At 65.5% G+C, this 21649-nt stretch carries 19 protein-coding genes and 1 tRNA gene; 6 read left to right on the top strand and 14 right to left on the bottom strand.

Annotated features, from left to right (window positions below; genetic code table 11):
- Positions 1–217 precede the first annotated feature (217 nt).
- Positions 218–1192 (top strand): class II fructose-bisphosphatase, encoded by a 975-nt coding sequence (gene glpX / locus D3876_RS08715; protein ID WP_119761445.1) that lies wholly within the window; start codon positions 218–220, stop codon positions 1190–1192.
- Entirely contained in the window at positions 1189–1713 is a 525-nt protein-coding gene (locus tag D3876_RS08710; protein WP_119761444.1) for a GNAT family N-acetyltransferase, read from the top strand. The genes glpX and D3876_RS08710 overlap by 4 nt, the downstream gene beginning before the upstream one ends.
- A 115-nt stretch (positions 1714–1828) precedes the next feature.
- Here the strand turns inward: D3876_RS08710 and D3876_RS08705 are convergent, their stop codons facing one another.
- A complete protein-coding gene (locus D3876_RS08705; RefSeq protein WP_119761442.1) occupies positions 1829–3805 on the bottom strand; it encodes a winged helix-turn-helix domain-containing protein in 1977 nt (658 codons plus the stop codon).
- A 346-nt stretch (positions 3806–4151) separates the two neighbouring features.
- On the opposite strand from D3876_RS08705, the gene D3876_RS08700 reads away from it, so the two are divergent.
- The 4 genes from D3876_RS08700 to D3876_RS08685 all read left to right on the top strand — a co-directional run bounded on the left by D3876_RS08700 (position 4152) and on the right by D3876_RS08685 (position 9200).
- Entirely contained in the window at positions 4152–5693 is a 1542-nt protein-coding gene (locus D3876_RS08700; protein ID WP_119761440.1) for a DUF1254 domain-containing protein, read from the top strand.
- Positions 5694–5712: 19 nt separating this feature from the next.
- Complete coding sequence (locus D3876_RS08695) at positions 5713–6996, top strand: DUF1214 domain-containing protein (protein ID WP_119761439.1); 1284 nt, start codon at positions 5713–5715, stop codon at positions 6994–6996.
- A 295-nt stretch (positions 6997–7291) separates the two neighbouring features.
- On the top strand, positions 7292–9061 hold the full coding sequence (gene recJ / locus D3876_RS08690) for a single-stranded-DNA-specific exonuclease RecJ (protein ID WP_119761437.1): 1770 nt from the start codon (positions 7292–7294) through the stop codon (positions 9059–9061).
- Between the two features lie 64 nt (positions 9062–9125).
- A tRNA-Glu gene (locus D3876_RS08685) sits at positions 9126–9200 on the top strand.
- Positions 9201–9371: 171 nt separating this feature from the next.
- On the opposite strand, the gene D3876_RS08680 is transcribed toward D3876_RS08685, so the two are convergent.
- The 13 genes from D3876_RS08680 to D3876_RS08620 form a co-directional block, all read right to left on the bottom strand.
- A complete protein-coding gene (locus tag D3876_RS08680; protein WP_119761435.1) occupies positions 9372–9593 on the bottom strand; it encodes a helix-turn-helix domain-containing protein in 222 nt (73 codons plus the stop codon).
- A 19-nt stretch (positions 9594–9612) separates the two neighbouring features.
- Complete coding sequence (locus D3876_RS08675; protein WP_119763628.1) at positions 9613–9837, bottom strand: DUF2274 domain-containing protein; 225 nt, start codon at positions 9835–9837, stop codon at positions 9613–9615.
- Between the two features lie 2 nt (positions 9838–9839).
- Positions 9840–11081 carry a TraB/TrbI/VirB10 family type IV secretion system protein gene (locus D3876_RS08670; RefSeq protein ID WP_238475305.1) on the bottom strand — a complete coding sequence of 414 codons (1242 nt, stop codon included), beginning with the start codon at positions 11079–11081 and terminating at the stop codon, positions 9840–9842.
- On the bottom strand, positions 11078–11950 hold the full coding sequence (trbG, locus tag D3876_RS08665; protein WP_119761434.1) for a P-type conjugative transfer protein TrbG: 873 nt from the start codon (positions 11948–11950) through the stop codon (positions 11078–11080). Before trbG ends, D3876_RS08670 begins: the two co-directional genes overlap by 4 nt.
- Positions 11947–12765: a conjugal transfer protein TrbF gene (gene trbF, locus D3876_RS08660; RefSeq protein WP_119763626.1), complete on the bottom strand. Its 819-nt coding sequence runs from the start codon at positions 12763–12765 to the stop codon at positions 11947–11949. Before trbF ends, trbG begins: the two co-directional genes overlap by 4 nt.
- 5 nt (positions 12766–12770) lie before the next feature.
- The gene (gene trbL / locus D3876_RS08655; RefSeq protein ID WP_119761432.1) at positions 12771–14060 is read right to left on the bottom strand and encodes a P-type conjugative transfer protein TrbL; all 1290 of its coding nucleotides are present in this window, start codon (positions 14058–14060) and stop codon (positions 12771–12773) included.
- 122 nt (positions 14061–14182) lie between these two features.
- Positions 14183–14914, bottom strand: a complete 732-nt coding sequence (gene trbJ / locus D3876_RS08650) for a P-type conjugative transfer protein TrbJ (protein ID WP_119761430.1) — start codon at positions 14912–14914, stop codon at positions 14183–14185.
- Complete coding sequence (trbE, locus tag D3876_RS08645; protein ID WP_119761428.1) at positions 14911–17370, bottom strand: conjugal transfer protein TrbE; 2460 nt, start codon at positions 17368–17370, stop codon at positions 14911–14913. The genes trbJ and trbE overlap by 4 nt, the downstream gene beginning before the upstream one ends.
- Positions 17364–17648 (bottom strand): VirB3 family type IV secretion system protein, encoded by a 285-nt coding sequence (locus D3876_RS08640; RefSeq protein ID WP_119761426.1) that lies wholly within the window; start codon positions 17646–17648, stop codon positions 17364–17366. The genes trbE and D3876_RS08640 overlap by 7 nt, the downstream gene beginning before the upstream one ends.
- On the bottom strand, positions 17645–18007 hold the full coding sequence (locus tag D3876_RS08635) for a TrbC/VirB2 family type IV secretion system protein (protein ID WP_182911960.1): 363 nt from the start codon (positions 18005–18007) through the stop codon (positions 17645–17647). The genes D3876_RS08640 and D3876_RS08635 overlap by 4 nt, the downstream gene beginning before the upstream one ends.
- A 2-nt stretch (positions 18008–18009) precedes the next feature.
- Positions 18010–19002 carry a P-type conjugative transfer ATPase TrbB gene (gene trbB / locus D3876_RS08630; protein ID WP_220475443.1) on the bottom strand — a complete coding sequence of 331 codons (993 nt, stop codon included), beginning with the start codon at positions 19000–19002 and terminating at the stop codon, positions 18010–18012.
- Positions 18999–19403 carry a CopG family transcriptional regulator gene (locus tag D3876_RS08625; RefSeq protein ID WP_182911959.1) on the bottom strand — a complete coding sequence of 135 codons (405 nt, stop codon included), beginning with the start codon at positions 19401–19403 and terminating at the stop codon, positions 18999–19001. Before D3876_RS08625 ends, trbB begins: the two co-directional genes overlap by 4 nt.
- Positions 19404–19413: 10 nt before the next feature.
- Complete coding sequence (locus D3876_RS08620; protein WP_119761424.1) at positions 19414–21441, bottom strand: conjugal transfer protein TraG; 2028 nt, start codon at positions 21439–21441, stop codon at positions 19414–19416.
- Between the last annotated feature and the right edge of the window lie 208 nt (positions 21442–21649).

The raw sequence follows: 21649 nt of genomic DNA, 5'->3' as shown, positions 1-21649 counted from the left end.
TGAGCCTGTCGAAGCCCCGTTTCTCTTCTTCGCCGATGCAAAGGGAGGACTAGGCTTCGACAGGCTCAGCCCGAACGGTTTTGGGAGGTTCGGTGTAACGAGCGACGACTCGCCCGAAAAAACCAGCAATGCGTTCAAACCAGCGCCTGCCCTTCTCGACATTGCAACACCCCTCGCCTATCGCGCGCATCAGGACAAATTCAGGGAAGATGAACCGATGGTGGAAGCAAGCCACATTCTCGATCGCGTGCTGGTGCTTGAAATGGTGCGCGTCACCGAAGCCGCCGCGATCGCCGCGTCGAAGCTGATCGGACGCGGCGACGAGAAGGCTGCCGACGCCGCCGCGGTCGAAGCGATGCGCGCTGCGCTCAACGAACTCTACATGGACGGCACCGTCGTCATCGGAGAGGGCGAGCGCGACGAGGCTCCCATGCTCTATATCGGCGAGAAGGTCGGCACCGCGCAGGGCACAGGCCCCCGGATCGACATCGCGCTCGACCCGCTTGAAGGCACCACGATCACCGCCAAGGCGGGCCCCAACGCTCTCGCCGTCCTCGCGATCGCCGAGGAAGGCTGTCTGCTGAACGCACCCGACGTCTATATGGACAAGCTCGCGGTTGGCCCCGGCTATCCCGAAGGCATCATCGACCTCGACAAGTCGGTGAAGGAGAATGTCGAGGCGGTGGCAAAGGCCAAGGGCGTCAATCCGGGCGACATCATCGTCTGCGTGCTCGACCGTCCCCGCCACGAAAAGCTGATCGCCGATCTGCGCGCGATCGGTTGCGGCATCATGCTCATTCCCGACGGCGACGTCGCGGGCGTGATCGCGACCACCAACCCCGACACGACGATCGACATGTATATGGGATCGGGCGGCGCGCCCGAGGGCGTGCTCGCGGCCGCGGCGCTGCGCTGCGTGGGCGGCCAGTTCAAGGGCCGGCTGCTCTTCCGCAACGACGATGAACGCGGACGCGCGCGCAAATGGGGGATCGAGGATCTCGACCGCGTCTACGACCTCAACGACCTCGCCAGGGGCGACTGCATCTTCGCTGCAACGGGCGTCACCGACGGCTCGCTGCTCGAGGGCGTCAAGCGCCTTCCCGGCGGCCTGATGACCACCGAAAGCGTCGTGATGCGCGCAAGCTCGGGCACGGTCCGCTGGGTCAAGGGCGAGCACCGCAAGGCGAAATGATCGTTCGCGAAGCAGGCGCGGCGGACTGGCCGCATATCTGGCCATTCTTCCGCGCGATCACGGCCGCCGGCGAGACCTACACCTATCCCCGCGATCTGACTGAGCCAGCGGCGCGCGCCTTGTGGATGATCCCCGCACCCGGCCATGTGCTCGTCGCCGAGAATAGCGACGGCACGATCCTGGGCAGCGCGAAGGTCGGACCCAACCAGATGGGACCTGGCAGCCACGTCGCGAGTGCAAGCTTCATGGTCGATCCCGCGCGCAGGGGCGCGGGCATCGGCCGGATGCTCGGCGAAGCCGCGATCGGCTGGGCGGCCGCGCAAGGCTTTCGCGCGATGCAGTTCAATGCCGTCGTCGCCACCAACACCCCTGCCGTGGCGCTCTGGCAAAAACTCGGCTTCGCGATCATCGCCACCGTACCCGAGGCGTTCGACCATCCCGTCCACGGCCTGGTCGGCCTGCACATCATGCACCGCCGCCTGGACCGGGCGGCCGACGGCGCTTGGACGGCGATATGTTAAATCGGATTCAGTGCTCCTGCGAAAGCAGGAGCCCATGTGTCCAGCCGCCTTGCCGCTTCCGACATAGGCTCCGGGTCAAGCCCGGAGCACCAGCATGGATCAGATTTTACGTTCTCTAATCGCACGCAAAAGGTTCAGGCACGGGACGGATCGGCGTCACCCCGTCCGCGACGAGCCTGGCGCTGAGCTGCGGGAAACGTCGCGCGTCGAACATCGGATAGATCATGAACTGCATCAGCGTCGATAGCCGCTCGGGCGTGTCGAGCGGCCGCAGCAGCGCGTCGGCGCGCGCATGATCGCCGATCAGCATCGCCGCCAGCCAGCGCGGATTGATGCTCGGATCGGTCAGCGCGTCGATCCGCCGCCTCAGCGCTTCGGCATCGCCGCGCCGCCCTTCGGCGCAGGCCTGCCGCATCTCGGCCATCAGCCGGTTGTCCTCGGGCAGCTTGCCCGCCACAACCCGGGGGAGAATGCGCCGCGCCTCATCGATGCTGCCCGCCCATAGAAAGGCGCGGTGCGCCTGATATTGGATCAGCGCATTGTCGGGACGCAGCTTCAGTTGCTCCCGGGCGCGCTCCGCCGCCTTGTCGAACTGGAGCGCCATCACCGATGCCGTGATCGCGCGCGACAGCGGATTGCCGTTCTCGATCGACAGCGCGTGGATGCGCTCCGCCGCCCTCCCGGTCGCCGCACGGTCGCCGGCATAGGCCGATACATCAGTCAACTCCTGCCAGCCGTCGATGTCGCGCGGGCGCTGTTCCAGATAGGCTGTCAGCAGCCGCAGCGCCTCGCGGAAGCGAAGCTGCATCGACGCCCGCGCCGCGCGATATTTCAGCGTGTCCGCCGGATCCTTGCTATTGGCGATCGCGGCGTCGACGCGCGTCATATAACCCGCCAGCCGCTCGGCATCGGTCCCCTCCAGCACGCCAGCCTGTGAATCCACGCGCGTCGCGCGCCCGAACCAGTTCTGCGCGGCCTTCCAGTGCGCCGCAGCGAAATTGGGATCGAGCGTCCGCGCGCGCTCGTAAGCCGCATTCGCCCGGCGCGCGGTTTCGATTTCGCCGAGGTCAAGGTGGCGCTGGTCATAGGCGAGCCCCCTCAGATATTCCTGATAGGCATCGACCGAGCGCGTTCCCGCCTCGACCATCGCGCGCAGCTTGGCGGGGTCCATGACCGTCTTGAGTGCCGAAGCGATCGCGAAGGCGGTATCCTCCTGGATCGAGATCACATCGCGCTCGGCGCGATCGAAATTCTGTGACCAGAGGTGATAACCGTCCGACGCGCGGATCAACTGCGCGGTCACGCGCACGCGGCCGCCGCTGCGCCGCACCGATCCCTCCAGAATGTGGGCGACTCCCAGCGCGTCCGCCGCCTCCTGCACGGTCGCGCCCGATCGCTTGAGCCCCGCCGATGTCGTTCGCGATGCAACGCGCAGATCGGGGATGCGCGCAAGGCTGTTGAGGATCTCTTCGGTCAGCCCTTCGGCGAACCAGCCCTGATCGCGCTTTGGCGACAGGTCGTCAAAGGGCAGCACCGCAATCGACTTGGCCGCGGCGCCAACGACGATTTCATCGGACGGACGCAGGACGCCCCAGGGCCGCAGCACGAGCAGCGCCGCCGCCCCGATCAGCAGCAGCGCGCCCAGCGCGATCCAGCGCCACACCCCCTGCCTGGCATTGCGCGCGGGAGCGGGCGTTGCGATCGTCTCTTCCTGCGCTGGCACGCTGCGCTGCGGTTTCGGTGCTATGGGGAGCGGCTCGGGCGCTTCGTCGCTTTGCTCGACAGCGGGCAGGAAGCGATAGCCGCGGCCATAGACCGTCTCGATCACGCGCGGCGGACGCGCATCGTCGCCGATTGCCTGGCGGACCTCCTTGACCGCGGTGGCGAGGACCGATTCCGAAACCGTGACCCCGGGCCAGACGCGATCGAACAGCTCGTCCTTGGTGACGAGCGTCGCCGGCGTTTCCATCAGCACGCGCAGCAGGCCAAACGCCTTGCCGCCCAGCCGGACCGGCTTGCCATCGCGCCAGAGGCGTTCGTCGCGCGTGTCGAGCCTGATCGGGCCCGCGAGCAGATAGCGCAGATGGGTCATCACATACGCCACGATCCTTGTGCCGCGGGATCGCTATAAACCGGCCCCGCGGGCCCGTCCCGCCCCCCTCATCATATGAGCACCCGCACCCGCCGCCCATAGCGCGGGCGCAGGCCCCGTCACATGCGTAATTTTTCAGCAACCCCGGAAGCATGCGATACGGGATCATGAATCATGAATTCTGCCGATCACTTACAGCATTTGGTATTTCCGCCGATTGCTAAGGAATATCCCTGCATTTCCTCGGGGAAACCCCGATTGATGGCTGTCTGAACCCGTATAGAGTCATCAGACTCCCGATCCGTCCGCACTGCCGGCATCCTTCAAGGCACATGGAGTCGCCAAAATGGCCAACACACTCCCCTACGCGCCGCGCCTGTTCACGCCCGCCCATCCGGACCTTGCCAATGGTGCGGGCGCCCCCGCGCAACTTGCCAATGAGCGCTATGTGGAGGCGCTGGCGCGGGTCGTCTACGTCTGGGGCCATCCGCTTGTGAACGCCGTCGGGCGCACCAGCACCTGGGAACTGATGAAGGGCCACGGCCCCGGCATGGCGATGGGCCTCTTCCCCGGGTCGCCGAAGAATCACATGGGCTATGTCGACGACTATCTGCCGCCCGCGCAGCGCAAGGTGGTGACCCCCAATAACGACACGATTTACGGCGCCTGCTTCGCCGATCTCGGCGAGGAGCCGGTGGTCATACAGACGCCCGACGACGTGCCGGCCGGCCATTACTGGACGATCCAGATCGTCGATGCCTTCACCACGGTGATCCGCCAGCTCGGCTCGACCGCGGGGACGCCGGGCGGCAAGATCCTGATGGTGGCGCCGGACTGGAAGGGCGAGAAGCCCGAGGGATTCCTCGAGGTGCTGCGTTCGCCGACCAATGTCGCGGTGATTATGGCGCGGAGCTTCGCCTCGCACACGCCTGAAGGAAAGGCCGAGGCGCGCAGGGTGCTGAGCCAGATGGGCGTCGTGCCCTTGAGCAAGGACAAGCTTGGCCGCTTGCCCTTCGACTGCGAGGCAAGCGCGCGCAACAAAGTCTATCCCCCGGGCCTCACCGCCGAGATGCTGGCCGCCGATCCCGATATCCTGCGCAACCGGCCTGTGCATGGCACGACCTTCTGGGATGACCTTGAAAAGGCGCTGGATCTCAATCCCGTGGTAGGTCCCGATGACGCGGCGATGGCAAAGCAGGCGCGCGTGCTCATCGCGCTGCGCAAGAGCGATCCGCGCTGGGGTGCGCTGCTCGATCGCACGGTGCTCGCCGCCGATACCGAACTGTTCGAAAGCGCGCGCTACGAACAGGTGGGAACCGATGCGGGCAATGGCTGGCAAAAACAGGAAAATGCAGGCCACTGGGACGTCGACTGGCTTGGCCGCGCACAGGCGGCGGCCATCTATATCTTTGTCAATCAGTTCGAGGAGGCGGTCTACCTGATCCGCGGCGCCGATGCCGACGGCGCGCTGCTGCAGGGGCGCTATACCTATGCGATGACTTTCCCCAAGGGGGCGCTGCCGCCGGTGGACGGGCCACGCGGCGGCTTCTGGTCGCTCACCATGTACGATCGCGACTATTTCATGCTGCCCGACAGTCCCAACGGCCGCACCAATATCGGCACTGTGAACCTCAATGCCAACGAACTCCGGTTCGCGGCCGACGGCTCGCTGACGCTCACCATTTCGAGCGAAGAGCCGGCGGACGCGGAGGCCAAGGCGAACTGGCTGCCGGCGCCGCGCGAGCAATTCGCGCTGTTGGTGCGCGCCTATGTGCCGACAAAGCCGCTGCTCGACGGCAGCTACAAGCTACCCGACGTGAAACGCGTCGCCGCCAGGGCAGGCGTCGAGCCCATAGTGGCGCAGCCGGTCAACACCGTCCCCGCCTGACTCCATTTGGAGGTATGTCATGACGACTATCGATCCCCAGCCCATGCCGCAATCGAGCAACTTGCAGCTTAGCGATCAGGACATCAGCGATGCCTATATCTATCTGCTCGGGCGGCTGCTGATCACGCGCCAGCAGCAGGTCGATTTCGACGAAGAAGGCTTTGTCTGGAACCAGCTCATCCACAGGAAGCCCGGGCAGGTCGATTGGCCCAATCCCAATCTCGACGTCGCCTATTCCGAAGCCTGGGTGGCGATCGATGAGAATAGCTGCCTGCTGGTAACGGTGCCCGCGATCGAGGGGCGCTATTATGTCGTCGAGTTTCTGAACGGCTGGGGCGAGACCGTCGCGAACATCAATGAGAGGGTGTATCCGGATCATCCCAACGGTCTCTTCGCAGTGTGCCTTGAGGGTAGCAATGTCGACATCCCCGCCGTCGCGCAGCGGGTTGATCTGCCCGTCAAGGCCGCGCGCGTGCTGCTGCGCGTGGAGCTGGGAGCCAATTGGGACGACGCGATCGCGCTCCAGCACCAGTTCAAGTTCGAGATTCAGGGCAGTCCCAAACTCCCGGAGATTCCGCGGACGGTGATGTTCGACATGGCCGCGCTGCCCGGCGTCGAGGCATTCGAGTCTGCCACGCTTGCGCTCGACACCGAAAAGGATTTGAGCCCCGGCATGGAGACGCTGCAGGCCAATACCCGCGCCATTGCGGTCGCCATCAAGGACCCCGCAGAACGCGAGCGGATCGACAAAGTGGTCCGGCAGAAGGCGCAGCACGATTTCGGCGCCGCCGCTCCCTATATCGGCCGCGGCACGATCCGGAACGGCTGGGCCCGGCCATCCTGCTGCGGCCATTGGGGCGATGACTGGCTGACCCGCACGACCGTCAACTATGGCGGCATCTGGGCCAATGTCTTCGAGGAGGTGCTCTATTATCGTGGCGCACTCGACAGCAGCGGTGCGGATCTTGAGGCAGACGGATCCTATACGCTGACCTTCCCCGCGGACGACCTCCCCTCGAAATACGCGAAATATTTCTGGTCGGTCATCGCGGTGGACCGGCTCCATCGCCGCGTATTGCCCAATTCGCTCAACCGCTTCCTGCTCAACAAGGAATCGAAGCTGACCTATGGGAACGACGGTTCGCTGACGCTCTATTTCGCGCCCGACAAGCCGGACGACGCCCCGGAAGGGAACTGGCTGCCGACCAGGGGCAAGCCGTGGAGCCTCACTTTCCGCTTCTACGGGCCTCGGGGCGGGGTTGCGGATGGCAGCTATTATCCGCCGCCGCTGATCAGGCGGTAAACCGCAAGGCGTGACATTCTGTCAGCATTGGCTGGTCGTTGCCTGAACAAGGCGACTGGCCGTATCTACGTCTGCTTCCAATCGATTGGCCTCTGCGTCTGCCGCTCGAAGCGTGGCGTCCAGAACGCACGAAAGTCGCCGATCCAGTCGCCGATCTGCAGGATAGCGCCGTGTCGATGATTGCTGTCCTACACGGCGCCGATCTGCCATGGTCAGGTCGCGCGATGCGGCACGGCTCAACGCGCGCAACTTTATTTCACGATCCACGGGAAAAGTGCGAACACAAGCGCGATCCATGCCTAACGCCCCCCTCCTCAACGTCACCCATTCGATCCTCGGCCAGCCCTGGCGCTGGCGCGGGATGCAGACCGATACGCGTGACGAGGGCTTCCAGCCCGACGATCTCGTAACCCAGCTCCTGCTCACCCGCGGCTGCCCCCGCGAGGAGCTTGAGGCGCACCGCGCGCCCAGCATCCGCGGCTTCATGCCTGATCCCTCGATCTTCCGCGACATGGACAAGGCCGCCGATCGCCTCGCCGCCGCGGTGCTCGCGCAGGAAAAGGTGACGATCTTCGGCGACTATGACGTCGACGGCGCGACCTCGGCGGCGCTGCTCATCCGGCTGCTGCGCGACCTGGGGCTCGCGGCCAGTCCCTATATCCCGGACCGGCTGATGGAAGGCTATGGCCCCTCGGGCGAGGCGCTGGTGCGGCTCGCGGAGGGCGGCGCGACGCTCATCGTCACCGTCGATTGCGGCGCACAGGCCTTCGAGGCGCTCGACATGGCGCGGGACGCCGGAGTGGATGTGATCGTCGTCGATCACCACAAATGCGCAAGCGCGCTCCCGGTCGCGCACGCTCTCGTCAATCCGAACCGGCTCGACGAGGACGAGGGCGCATCGCATGGTCATCTCGCCGCGGTCGGCGTCGCCTTCCTGCTCGGCGCGGCGCTCATCCGGCGCCTGCGCCAGCACGGCTATTTCGCCGACCGCGCCGAACCCCGGCTGCTCGACCTGCTCGACATCGTCGCGCTGGGCACCGTCGCCGATGTCGCAGCGCTGAGGGGTCTCAATCGCGCCTTTGTGGCTCAGGGGCTCAAGGTGATGGCGGCACGGCGCAATATCGGGCTCAACGCGCTGATCGCCGCGTCGCGCCTCAACCGCGCACCGACCGCAACTGATCTGGGGTTTGCGCTTGGCCCGAGGATCAACGCGGGTGGACGCGTCGGCAAGTCCGATCTCGGCGTTCGCCTGCTAACCACCGAGGATCCCGCTGAAGCGCAGGAGATCGCCGCCGAGCTCGACCGGCTGAACGAGGAACGCCGCGCGATCGAGGCTGCGGTGCAGGAGGCAGCCGAGGCCGCGGTACTTACGCAGCACAATCGCGCGGTGGCGGTGGTTTCGGGCGCGGGCTGGCATCCCGGCGTGATCGGCATTGTCGCGGGCAGATTGAAGGAAAGGCTCGGCCGCCCCGCAATCGTGATCGCGATCGACGCGGATGGCGTCGGCAAGGGCTCGGGGCGTTCGGTCGCCGGCGTTGACCTCGGCAGCGCGGTGCTCGCGGCAAAGGACAGCGGCCTGCTTGTCGCGGGGGGTGGTCACGCCATGGCCGCGGGTCTCACCGTCGCCGCCGACAAGATCGACGCGTTCGCCGATTTTCTTGACGCGCGCCTGTCCGCCGATGTGACGCGTGCCGACGGCGAACGTGCTCTGCTGCTCGACGCCGTCCTTGCACCCGGCGGCGTCACCCCGGCGCTGGTCGAGGCGCTTGAGGTTGGCGGCCCCTATGGCATGGGCTGGCCCGCGCCGCGCGTCGTCGCCGGGCCTGTGCGTGTGATCAAGGCCGATATCGTCGGCACGGGCCATGTCCGCGTGATCGTGGCGGGCGATGACGGGCGCAGCATCAAGGCGGTCGCCTTCCGCGCCGCCGAGACGCCGCTCGGCCAGGCGTTGCTCGGCGCGCCACGCGACCGCAGGCTGTGGATCGCGGGCCGCGCGAAGATCGACGACTGGGCAAGCCGCCCGGCGGCCGAGCTGCATATCGACGACGCGGCATGGGTCGACTAAAAAAAGAGCGCCGCCGAGCCTTGACCCCGCGGGCGCAAGACCGTAATGGCGCGCCTCTGGCTCAGGCCCCTTCGTCTAGCGGTTAGGACGCGGCCCTTTCACGGCTGAAACACGGGTTCGATTCCCGTAGGGGTCACCATATTTTTCAATGGGTTAGCGGCGATCGATTGAGATCAAAGCGCGAACATCACCAATACATCACCAATAGACGCGCCGGGATGTCGCTGGATTTCTGAGACGGCTGACGTGCGTGTGGGGTGCGTCTCCGGAGCACACAGCTTCAGACGCGCGGATGAAGGCCGATTCGCTTTCAGCTTCTGTTTGCGTCGATGAAACGCTCGAGACTGTCGATCGGGATGAGCGTCGACGATCCCACCTTGACCGTCTGCAGCGACCCGTCCTTGATGAGCTCGTACAGCTTGGATCGACTTATGCCGGTGAGTTTGACAGCAACCGGGATCCGAACCGAAATCGGCCGAAGGTTTGGCTCTACCCTCTCCGTTGCACGATGAGACTGTTGTCGCCGCTTCATGATCGGAGGCCTTTCCGTATTAGCCAACCTGCGGCTTCTGCCGTGCGCGCGCAAAGGCACGATCACTCTCAAGGAAGCTACCCAGCATTGCCGGGATGAGCTCCGCGATTGGTTCCTCCTGCCCATAGATCTCGGAATAGAGCGCGGCATATTGATTGAGGGCGCGGTGCAGATCGGGCGAGACGCTGATCGTCAGTTTGACCGGAGTTCGGTCCGGCAGCTTGGCGAGCTTGAGCTCGGCCATGATTAGCGTTCCGCCGCGCGCCATGGGCGCAGGACAATATCCTTATGGATCACAACCCTGAGCGGCCAACCTGGCCGCACCCGAATCGTCGGCTGGACGTTGAGGTTCTTCATCACGATCTGATCTCCCGCGCGCGCGCCGCTCTGCTGGGTGGATTCGCGGATCGCCCGAACAAGGTCGCTCTCGCTGCTGCCGAAGCTGAGTTCGGTGCCGATGCCAAGAAGCGTCGAGAGCGCCACACCCTTGAGCAATTGCCAGCTATGCAGGTCCACCTTGTCGGCTAGGCCCGCATAACCTTGCGTATCGGCGGCGGGCACATTGTCGATGCGGATCGAAGAGCCGTTGGGCAGGATGATGCGCTGCCAGATGACGAGTGCCCGCTTCTGTCCGAACGCCACCACGCTGTCATAACTGCCGATCAGCCGCGATCCTTGCGGAATCAGCAGCGTTCGCCCGCTCACACTGTCATAAGCATTTTCCGTCACCTGCGCCGTGACCAGTCCCGGCAGATCGGAATTGAGCCCGGTAATCAGGCTCGCGGCGATGACACTGCCCGCACTCAACATCCACGGTGAAGCCGCCGGTGTGAGCCCGTGCGGATTGACGTCACTGTTGGCATCACGCTGGGCCAAGAAGTCCAGCTTTCGCTGTTGGCGGTTCTGGTCGCCCCCAGGATCGGGCTGACGCTCCCCAGTGGCCACTTCTCCGGCGAATGCTGCAACGCGCGCATCCGTCAGCGCGGCTTCGGCAGTACCGCTTGACGAAGACGCTCTGGCAAGCTGCATCATCACCCCGGACTCGCGTGCGGCCTTACGCTCGGCGGCGAGGCGCTGTCGCTCGGCCTCGGCCTCCTGTGCGGCGCGCTGTGCGACCTCATCTTGTTCCGTCGATGCAGTCGCCCCGATCGCCTGGTTGTGCTTGAAGATCGGACGGCCGAGGTCCCCAGGAAGCGGTGGTCCGAGTTCAGGTACATCGCCATAGCTCTTTGGCGCTCCGGCCAGCACTTCGGCGGGTGGCTTGGCGCCGACCTCTGCCTGATCCTCGTTCCCGCCGATGATACGGAAGGTCGCGGGCTTGAGAGCGATCCAGGCAGTGCCGACAATCGCGGCAGAGCCGAGCGCTGCGATCGCGATGATCGCGCCGCGCCGGAACCGCACCATGCGCCCAGGGCTGGCGCGCAGCACCAAAGTCTCGGGATCGAGCTTGGGCGGCGGCGAAGCTGTGGCGGGTGCCTGGTCGCTCACGACGCCCTCCGCCGGTGTCCGCCGCGCCGATCGCCACCGTGCCGACTGATGCGGACGGTCTGTTGCCGCTTCCCGCCGAGCCGGAGTTCGGCAGCGTCGAACAGGCGGTCGACCACATAATAGCGTCCGGCCATGCGATAGTTGACGAGACTGGCCTTGCCGTCTTCATCGAGCACGAACAGCGGCGGCACCTCGCCGACCGCGATGCTCGGCGGGAACTCGACGAAGGTCTGCCGTCCATCATCAAAAGCGCGGATCGGCCGCCAGCGCGGATCGTCGCCGCTGATCGCATAGCCGAAACTCAAATTTTCGATCGCAAGCCCGGTTGCGACCGGCGCTGCGGCCTGTGTCGCCACTTCCGCACGCCGCAACGCCAGCAGCGCATCTGCCGGATAGGTCCAGGAGATCGCCATCATCGCGGTCGCGACAGTACTCTCAAGTTGCAGGTGATAGGTGCGGCGGTCGGTGGTGATGACGATATTGGTTCTGAGCCCGGCCGCGAATGGTTTGACGAGGATGTGCGTGCGGCGCGTATCACCGCTGCCGCTCGTCGTGTCGCCGACGGTCCAGCGCACCGTGTCGCCAGCGGCCACGGCCGTGACGGTCTCGCCAGGCTGGAGCGCGATATCGGTCACGCGTTCCGGGGCGGTATAAAGCCGATAGAGCACGCCTTCGGCATAGGGATAGACCTGCATCGCGCCCAAGTAGCCGGCACTCGACGGCTCGCGCGTCGCGGCGCGGTTCGCCGACAGGATCCGCGTGGCGGGCGTTGCTATGTCGCGAGGTTCGCCGCCCGATGGAGCCGCGGAAAGCGGACCGGCGGCCAAGAGGGTCAGCAGCGATGCCGACAGGGCAAGAGATCGCATCATTGCGGTGTCCTTTCCGAAGAAGTGGGCCGATTGGTCGGCTCGGGCCCGAGCGTTGGATCGAGCGGCGAGCCAAGCGGGAGGTTGACGGTCGGGGCTGAAGGCAATGGTGGCGGCGTGGGCGCGGGTGCCGGCGCGTCCAGTTCTCGGCTCCAGTCGATCGCGGCGACATAGAGTCCGAGCGGGTTTTTCCTCAGTATCTCGGCGGATCGCGGCGGGCGCACTTTCGCGGTCAGGATCGCGGTCCATCGCGAGACTCCGGCCAGGCTGCCGCGATCATACTGGCTCTCGGTCCATTTGACCTGAAAGGAGTTGTCCGAGGCGCGCACCACGCTCGTCACCTGCACCGCCACGGTCTTGTCGCCGATATCGGCGAACGGATCGGAGGCGCGTGCATGCTCCCCGAGAAAGATGGCGCCCCGGTCGGTCGCGTAGTCATAGGCCGAGAGCCAGTTCTCGCGCATGATCAGCGGGTCGAGGGATTTCGAGCGAATGTTCGAAATGAACCGTGCCAGATGCCAGGCGATCTGCGGATCGGTCGGGCGATAGTCGGTCGCAGTCAGTGAAACCGCGCGCGCCTCGCCAAGCCGGTCGACCTCGACGACATAGGGCACGACGCGGCTCTGCATCGACTGCCACACAAGCGCGCCCGAAAGGCCAGTCGTGAGGATCAGCCCGCCGAACGCCATCAGCCGCCAGTTGCGGGCCTGGACGCGCGCCGACCCTATCCGCTCGTCCCATAACTGGCCTGCGCGTTGGTAGGGAGTCTCGGGCTCGGGCGTCCGCCCATAGCGTTGCACAGCGCGTTTGAATCGCATGGGCATCAGTCCCTTTCCTTGATATCGGGAGTCGCGCCGGCGCCGCCGCGGTCGCCTTCGCGCAGCGCGTGGATCACGGCTTGGCGGCGGGTACGGGCCGCCTGACTGGTGTGAAGCTGCCGCGCCCATGCGGGGGCGGCGTCCGATGCCGCTTGCTGTGGGGTGGCGGATCCGCCGCTGCCAGCACGGTTGAGCGCTGCCCAGGTGGCGTTGCGGCCGCGCTCGGCGGCGGCACCGATCCCGAAAGTGTTCCCGATCTTCTGAGTGGCCGCGCCTTTCGCAGCACTCGCCATGCCGCCGATGGCACTGCCGCCCGTCTCTCGCCCAAGCTGTGCGGCGGTCGACGCGGCTGTGCCCATTGTCGTGCCGGCGCGGACAGCGCCCAGACCTGCGCCGGCGAGGCCGCGCGTCGCCGCGACGGCTGCGCCTCCGCCCATCGCCAGCCCACCGGCGGCGAGCGCGGCGGTGCCGACCGCCGATCCCGCGCCGAGTTGCGGGGCGCCGGCGACGAGTCCCGAGGCAATGCCAGGGCCGAAGATGCCGAGGCCGAACAAGGCGAGGCTGGCGAGCACGAGGCTCATCGCCTGTCCAATATCGGGCTGCTTGCCCTGCAGGGCCGAGACGAAATCAGCGAAGAACCCGGAACCGATGCCAACGATCACGCCAAGCACCATTACCTTGATGCCTGAGGTTACGACCGAGCCAAGCACCCGCTCGGCAAGGAACGACGTGCGGTTCCACAGCGCGAACGGCACGAGCACGAAACCGGCGAGCGCGGTGAGCTTGAACTCGAGTATGGTGATGAAGAGCTGTACCGCGAGGATGAAGAAGGCACAGATCACGAGCACCCAGGCGATCAGCAGCACCATGATGCTCAAGAAATTGTCGAAGAAGGTGGTGAACCCCAGCATCTGCGATGCCTGGTCGAGCAAGGGCCATGCTGCCTCGAAGCCGGTGCCCGCGAGACGACCGGGCTTCAAGAGATCATCGGCTGAGAGCGTGCCGCCGCCCGCGGTCAGCCCCAGCCCGGCGAAGGAACGGAATATGATGTCGGCGAGCGTCGAGAAGCTGTTCAGGATCAGCGCGAAGGCGCCGACATAAAGAATCTTCTTCAGGAACCGGCCGATGATGTCGTCCTCGCCGCCCATCGCCCAGAACAGGCCGGCAAGCGTGATGTCGATGCCAATCAGAACGGTGGTCAGGAAACCGACATCGCCGCCGAGCAACCCGAACCCGCTATCGATGTAGCGAATGAAGGCATCCAGAAATCGGTCGATGACGCCCAAGTCGTTCACGTGTGTTGACCTTTCAAGTATCTGTCGCGGGGCCGCAGGCCGAGCGGTTCGCTGGGGGGTCTCGCGCGGCCCCCGCGACGAGACGACGCCGGCAGCGGGGTCGGCCGCCGGCGCGCCTCAGCTCAATCGGGCGTGTAGGCCTTGCCGTTGCCGAGAAATTTCCGGGTCGCGGCGCGCGCTTCCTGGGCTTCCTGCACGCGCCGCGCCTGCTCGATGGATTCGCTGCGGAACTGTGCTGCCATCAATTGCTGGAGCTGGAATTGCTGCTTGGCGGTGAGCGCGAGAAGCTGGTTGGTGGCTTGCGCCGCCTGCAGATCGCCCTCGGCGCCCTGGCTCTTCGCAACGATCTCGGACAACACCTGAGCATCATCGCGAACATTCTCGACGACCTGCGCCTGCACCGTCATCGTCTGCTGGAACCCGGCCATCGCCGTGTCCAGCCTAGCCCTCGCGTCGGCGACACGCCGGTCGAGTCGCAGTGTCTGGTCGAAGCTGTCGGGGAACAGCGCACGGAACTTCGCGTCGAGCTGATCGACCCGGAAATCGATGCGCTGCGCCTGACCCATCAGACGGTCGATTGTTGCAAGCTTCTGGCGAAGCTGGTCGAGCTGCGGGAAATCGATCCGGCTCAGATGCTTTTCCATATTGGCGAGCATTTGGGCTTCGTTCTGGAGCGACTGGATCTGCTGGTTGATCTGCTGGAGCGTTCGCGCGGCGGTGAGCACATTCTGCGCATAGTTGCTCGCGTCGAACACCGGGATCGCCCGGGCCGGCGTGGCTGAAACGACAAGCCCGGCGCCGAACGATCCGATGGCGGCGGCACCAAGAAGCCCTGCAATGACATATTTCTTCATGGGTTTTCTCCTTCGGCGGACTGACGGTCAAGGAAATCGGCGAGCAGCGTCCCGGCCCATTCAAGCCCCGCGTCGCGGAGGAAGTTGGCGGCGAAGTCGCGCGGGCCATGTGCGGCGAGAATGGCGTCAATGCGCGCTTGCGTGGCTGGATCGGATGCGCCGCACAGCGCCAGCGCGATCGGGCCAAGCCCCAGCTCGAACAGCCGGTTGCCGCGCGCGGACTGGAGATAATAATGCCGCTTGGGGGTCGCGCGGCTGATAAGCTCGATCTGCCGGTCGTTGAGGCCGAACCGCTCATAGGCGGCGCGGCCCTGCGGCTCGATCGCCCGATCATTGGGGAGCAGGATGCGCTGCGGGCAGCTCTCGATAATGGCGGGCGCAATGCTGCTATCGGCAATATCGGCAAGCGACTGGGTCGCGAAAACCACCGCCACATTCTTCTTGCGCAGCGTCTTCAACCATTCGCGAATACGCGCGGCGAACAGCGGGTGGTCGAGGAAGATCCAGGCCTCGTCGAGCACCAGCAGCGTGGGCTTGCCCGTGAACCGTTCCTCGAGCCGGTGGAACAGATAGGTGAGCACTGGCGCCACGACGCCGGCCTGGCCCATCAGCGCTTCGGTCTCGAAGCACTGGACATTCGCTATGGCGAGATCATCTTCCGCCGCGTCGAGCAGCCGGCCGAACGGCCCCTCCAACGTATAGGGGGCAAGTGCCGATCGCAGCGCTGTCGATTGTAACAGCAGCGCGAGCCCCGTCAGCGTGCGCTCCTCGACCGGTGCGGTCGCAAGGCTGTTCAGCGCCGACCACAGGCTTTCCTTGATCTCGGGCGTGACGGTGACGCGCTCATGCGCGAGGAGCGCCGCGATCCATGTCGAGGCCCAGGCCCGCTCGTCGCCGCGGTCGATATGGCGCAGCGGCTGGAACGATATGGCACGGGCTTCGCCATCATGCTCGCCGCCAAGGCCGAGCGCATGATGCGCGCCGCCCATCGCCAGCACTGCGGCACGGGCTGAGAAGCCCTTGTCGAAGATGTAGACCTGGGCGTCCGGATAACGCCGGAACTGAAGTGCGAGCAGGGCCAGCAGCACGGACTTGCCCGCGCCGGTTGGCCCGACGACAGCCAAGTGTCCGACATCGCCGACATGGGTGCTGAGCCGGAACGGCGTCGAACCCGAGGTTTCCGCATAGAGCAGCGGCGGCCCGTCGAGATGATCGTTGCGCGCCGGTCCCGCCCAAACGCTCGAAAGCGGCATCAGGTGCGCCAGGTTCAGCGTATGGACGAGCGGCTGGCGGACATTGGCGTAGACATGACCGGGCAGCGACGACAGCCATGCCTCGACTGCGTTCACGCGCTCGCGGATGCAGGTGAAGCCGAGACCGTTCACGATCCGCTCGACCATGCGGACCTTGTCTTCGGCCTTTGCCCGGTCGACGTCCGACACGGTGATCGTCGTCGTCAGATGCCCAAACGCCACATGATCGCCGCCGAGCGCCTGCAGCGCGAGATCGGCATCGGCCATCTTGTTGTCGGCGTCGCTGTCGAGGAGCTGGGCCGGCTGATTGTACATGACCTCGCGCAGCAGCGCGGTGATCGACTTGCGCTTGTTGAACCACTGACGTCGCAGCCTGGTGAGCGCCTTGGTCGCGTCGGTCTTGTCGAGGGCGACGAAGCGGGTGACCCAGCGATACCCGAAATCCTGATGGTTGAGCGCGTCGAGGATGCCGGGACGGCTGAGATTGGGAAAACCGAGAATGGTAAGCGTGCGCAGATGTTCGCCGCCCAGCCTCGGCTCCAGCCCGCCGGTCAGTGCCGTGTCCGCCAGCAGCCCGTCGAGATACATGGGTGTCTCGGGCCGGGCGACATCGTGCCGCCGAGTAGAGATCGTGCCGTGCAGGAAGGTCAGCGTTTCGGCATCGTTGAGCGCCCGCACTTGCGCCATGAATCCCGACAGCAGATCCAATGCGCGGTCGGTCTCGGCGATGAAGGCTGCCAACGCCTGCCGCCAGTCGCGGCCCTTATGGTTGTCGCTGCGTTCGACCAGCGCACGGCCGGCAGTATCTGCCTGATCGGCTGGCGGCATATAAAGGAGCGTCAGGTGGTACCGGCTTTCGAAATGCTGACCAGCATTCTCGAACCCGGCCCGGCGCTCCTGGTCAACCAGCCATGACGCCGCGTCGGGAAAATCGCTCGCCGGATAGCCAAGCGCCTCCCGCCGCTCGGCGTCGAAGAACAATGCCCAGCCGGTGCCGAACCGGCGGAACACGTTGTTCGCGCGCGCGCAGGCCGAAACCAGCTCGGCCTCGGTCGCGGATTCCAGATCGGGTCCACGAAACGCCAGCGTGCGCTGGAAGCTGCCGTCCTTGTTGAGGACGATGCCCGGTGCGACCAGTGCCGCCCAGGGCAGATGATCGACCAGACGATCGGCCTTCTGTCGGTATTCGCGCAGGTTCAGCATCCGAGGTGCCCCTTCTGACGAAGATGGCGGGCCAGTACGGGCGCGAAGTCGGGATCGCGCTTGGCGGCTACACCCAACAGCGTGTGGCCGATTGCCCAGACGACCAGTCCTGCTATCCATTGCTGCAGACCGAGGCCGAGAGCGGCCGCAACCGTTCCGTTGACGATCGCGATGGCGCGCGGCACGCCTCCGAGCAGGATCGGCTCGGCGAGCGACCGGTGCAGCGGCGCTTCGAAGCCCTCTATCTGGCCGGCGCTGTAGGTGTTTGGGCCAGTCACGCGATCAGCGCTCCGCCGCCAAAGCTGAAGAAGGAAAGGAAGAAGCTAGACGCCGCAAACGCGATCGACAGGCCGAAGACAATCTGGATCAGCCTGCGAAACCCGCCCGCAGTCTCGCCGAATGCCAAGGTCAGGCCGGTGACGATGATGATGATCACCGCGACGATCTTGGCGACCGGACCCTGAACCGATTCCAGCACCTGCTGGAGCGGCTGTTCCCACGGCATGCCGGAGCCCGCAGCCTGGGCCTTTCCCGCGAGCGCCAGGACCAGGCCGAGATTGATGCCGACGGCGGCGAGTTTCCAAAGCTCGGGACCGCGGACCCTGGCTTTGTGCGTCAAAGGTGACAGTGCGCGCATGTTCAGTCTCCATTTTGCTGGGGGGTGACGTCGAGGACGGCGTAGCCACCTTGCGCGTCGAGGCCGGCGACGCGGGCGACCGTCTCGACGCGGCGGGCAAGACCCCGGCCGGCGATGAAGACGATCATGTCGATGGCCGCTGCGATCAGCCGGCGCGGCACGGTGACGACCGTTTCCTGCACAAGCTGCTCGAGCCGGTAGAGCGCCGCCACGGCGCCATTGGCATGAACGGTTGCGATTCCCCCGGGGTGCCCGGTGTTCCACGCCTTGAGCATGTCGAGTGCCTCGCGGCCCCGAACCTCGCCGACGACGATGCGGTCGGGCCGAAGTCTGAGCGTCGAGCGGACAAGATCGGCCATGCTGACGATGCCGGGCCGTGTGCGAAGCGCCACCACGTCGTTCGCAGCACACTGCAATTCGCGTGTGTCCTCAATGATGAGGACGCGCTCGTCGAGGTGCGCCATCTCGGCGAGCAGCGCGTTGGCGAGCGTGGTCTTGCCCGAGCTGGTACCGCCCGCAACGAGGATGTTCTTGCGATCGACAACGGCGAGGCTGAGCAGTCGGGCGATGTCGGCCGACATGATGCCGTCGCTCACATAGTCCAGCAGGGTATAAATCTTCGTGGCGGGCTTGCGGATCGAGAAGCAGGGCGCAAGGCTGACCGGCGGCAGCACACCCTCGAACCGTTCGCCGGCGCCTTCCCCATGCGGGGGCAGCTCGGCCGATACGATCGGCGACGCAGCATGAATCTCGGTCCGCGCATGACTGGCAACCAGGCGAATGATCCGCTCGACCTGCGCCGGGTCGTATCGCGTGCCGGTGTCGATCCGGCCCTCTCCCAACCGATCGAGCCGAAGCACGCCGTCGGGATTGACCATGATTTCAATGACGGCGGGATCGGAGAGCGCCGCTCCAATGGTCGGCCCCATTGCGGTGCGCAGCATGGCACGGCGGCGCCCCTCGAACCTATTGGCGTCGGACGGCGTTTCGCTCATCGCTCCGCCTCCGCTTCGTCCAGCGCGCCAATCGTGCGCTTGCCCGAACACATCTGCCGGCCAACTTGGGCAACGAACGCTTCGAACCGTTCGCGACCGACCGCGCGCGCGGCGGTGTCGGCTTCGGGCAACGGCGCCGTCACCATCAACTGATAGCGCACGAACAGCGACAGGCTTTCGAGCAGAACTTCGATGTCCCGACGAGCATGACCGATCTCGCGCGATATGCGGTCGAGCCTCCCTTTGAGGAGATCGTCGATCTCTTTTGCCCCACGCCGCGCGATCCATGCGGCGAGCGCGTCGTTGACGATCCCGCTTTTGGTCGCGCCGGGCTTTGCCGCAAGCGCTTCCAGTGCCTCGCCAAGCTGTCGGTCGATGTAGAGATTCTGGCGCATTTTCATGGGCAGCCCCTCACAGACCCGGCAGGACGTCATGGTCCCGGCCCTGGTTCAGCGTGTGGCCGCGGACCATCGGGACAAGGGAGCGCGCCCGGTCCATCGCGCGTTTGTCGGTCGCGGGATCGGCGTCGTCCTGATCAAGCCCGAGAAGCTTGAGCTGCTTTGGCGGCTCGGGCTTCACGACGCGTTCTTGAGCAAGGCCGGGATGGCGCTGCTGCTGAAGGCCACCGTCATCCTCATCCGGCGTTGCCGCATCTTCGGCGCGGGCGAGCCGGGGGTCGGGTTTACGGGCGAAACTGCCCCAGTCGTTCGATCGCGCCTTGGGACGATCGCTGTATGCGCCTTCGGCAAGCACTGGCGTCGGCAGCAGCCGCGCGCGGAAATTGTCGTCCTCATAGTGCCGCAGCTTCTTCGCGCGGATTGGCGCGAGCCCCGAGATTAGGAGCAGTTCGTCGGCGGGCGGAAGCTGCATCACCTCGCCGGTGGTCAGCAGCGGCCTTGCGGTCTCCTGTCTGCTGACCATGACATGGGCGAGCCAGGGCGCGAGCCGATGCCCCGCATAATTGCGCATCGCGCGCTGTTCGGTGGCCGTGCCGAGCGAGTCGGAGATGCGGCGTGCGGTCCGCTCGTCATTGGTCGCGAACGCCACGCGCACATGACAATTGTCGAGAATCGCGTTGTGTTCGCCATAAGCCTTTTCGATCTGGTTGAGGCTCTGGGCGATCAGGAAGGCGCGGATGCCGTAGCCGGCCATGAACGCCAGCGCGGTCTCGAAGAAATCCAGCCGCCCCAAAGCCGGGAACTCGTCGAGCATCATCAGCAGTTGATGCTTGCGACCGCTGGCGCCGCCATCGAGCTGTTCAGTCAGCCGGCGGCCAATCTGGTTGAGCACGAGCCGGATCAACGGCTTGGTGCGGCTGATATCTGATGGTGGAATGACCAGATAGAGCGAGATCGGCCGCTCTGCCTCGACCAGGTCAGCGATGCGCCAATCACAGCGAGAAGTGACCTCGGCGACGGTCGGATCGCGATACAGGCCGAGGAAGGACATCGCAGTCGAGAGCACGCCCGAGCGCTCATTGTCGCTCTTGTTGAGCACCTCGCGAGCGGCTGAGGCGACCACGGGGTGGACTTGCGGCGCCTCCTTGGTGCCGAGATGGTTGGTGCCCATCATCCGCTTGAGTGTGTCGACAAATGTCCGCTGCGGATCGGAGAGGAAGGTGGCGACGCGCGCCAGCGTTTTCTCCTCCTCGGCGTAGAGGATATGGAGGATCGCGCCGACGAGCAGCGAGTGGGATGTCTTCTCCCAATGATTGCGCCGTTCGAGCGCGCCTTCGGGATCGACGAGGATGTCAGCGATATTCTGGACGTCGCGGACTTCATATTCGCCGCGACGGACCTCCAGCAGGGGATTGTATTTGGCTGAACGCGAGTCAGTCGGGTTGAACAGCAGGCAGTGCGAGAAAAGCGACCGCCAGCCGGCGGTGATCTGCCAGTTCTCACCCTTGATGTCGTGAATAACGGCCGAGCCGGTCCAGCTCAGCAGCGTGGGCACGACAAGGCCGATGCCCTTTCCCGAACGCGTCGGGGCGAACGCCATGACATGCTCGGGGCCATCATGGCGCAGATAGCGGGCATGCAGCCGGCCGAGGAACACGCCGGCGTCGCCGAACAGTCCGACGCGCTCGATCTCCCCGTTGGTCGCCCAGCGCGCCGAACCATATGTGGTGACATGCCGGGCTTGGCGCGCACGCCAGAGCGAGCCCGCGATGGCCGCGGCACAGCCAAGAAAACCGCTGGCACCGGCGAGTGTCCCCGCCTTGTCGAAAACGTGCGGCGCGTAGGCCTCGTAATGATACCACCACGAGAAGATCGCCCACGGCCAATAAACGGGGAACTCGCCGAGCATGAACCAGGGAAGGCCGAGCTCGGCCTGATAGCCAAGCATCGCGGCCGTCCATTGGGTCGCCGCCCACACGCCGGCGATAACGATGCCGAAGACGACGAGGATCTGACCTATCAGCAGCTTGGTGGGCGTCATCACGGCTCTCCCGCCAGACGCCGGATGCGTCCAGGTTCAAGCCGCGATCATCAGGCCAGCGCCCCAAACCTCATATGGCGGTCTTGACGCGCCACAACGCACCATGCGGCAGCAGCAGATTAGCGCCCAATCGCGGTCGTTAGATTGCCCTTTTTCGGGCGCCTGCAAGCAGACATTCCCGCGGCCCGCGCAGGCCCCGGACTGAACA

The sequence above is a fragment of the Sphingomonas cavernae genome (genome assembly GCF_003590775.1).
Classification (GTDB): Bacteria; Pseudomonadota; Alphaproteobacteria; order Sphingomonadales; family Sphingomonadaceae; genus Sphingobium_A; species Sphingobium_A cavernae.
The sequence above is the reverse complement of the archived record's forward strand: the minus strand, read 5'-3'. Positions and strand labels throughout refer to the sequence as shown.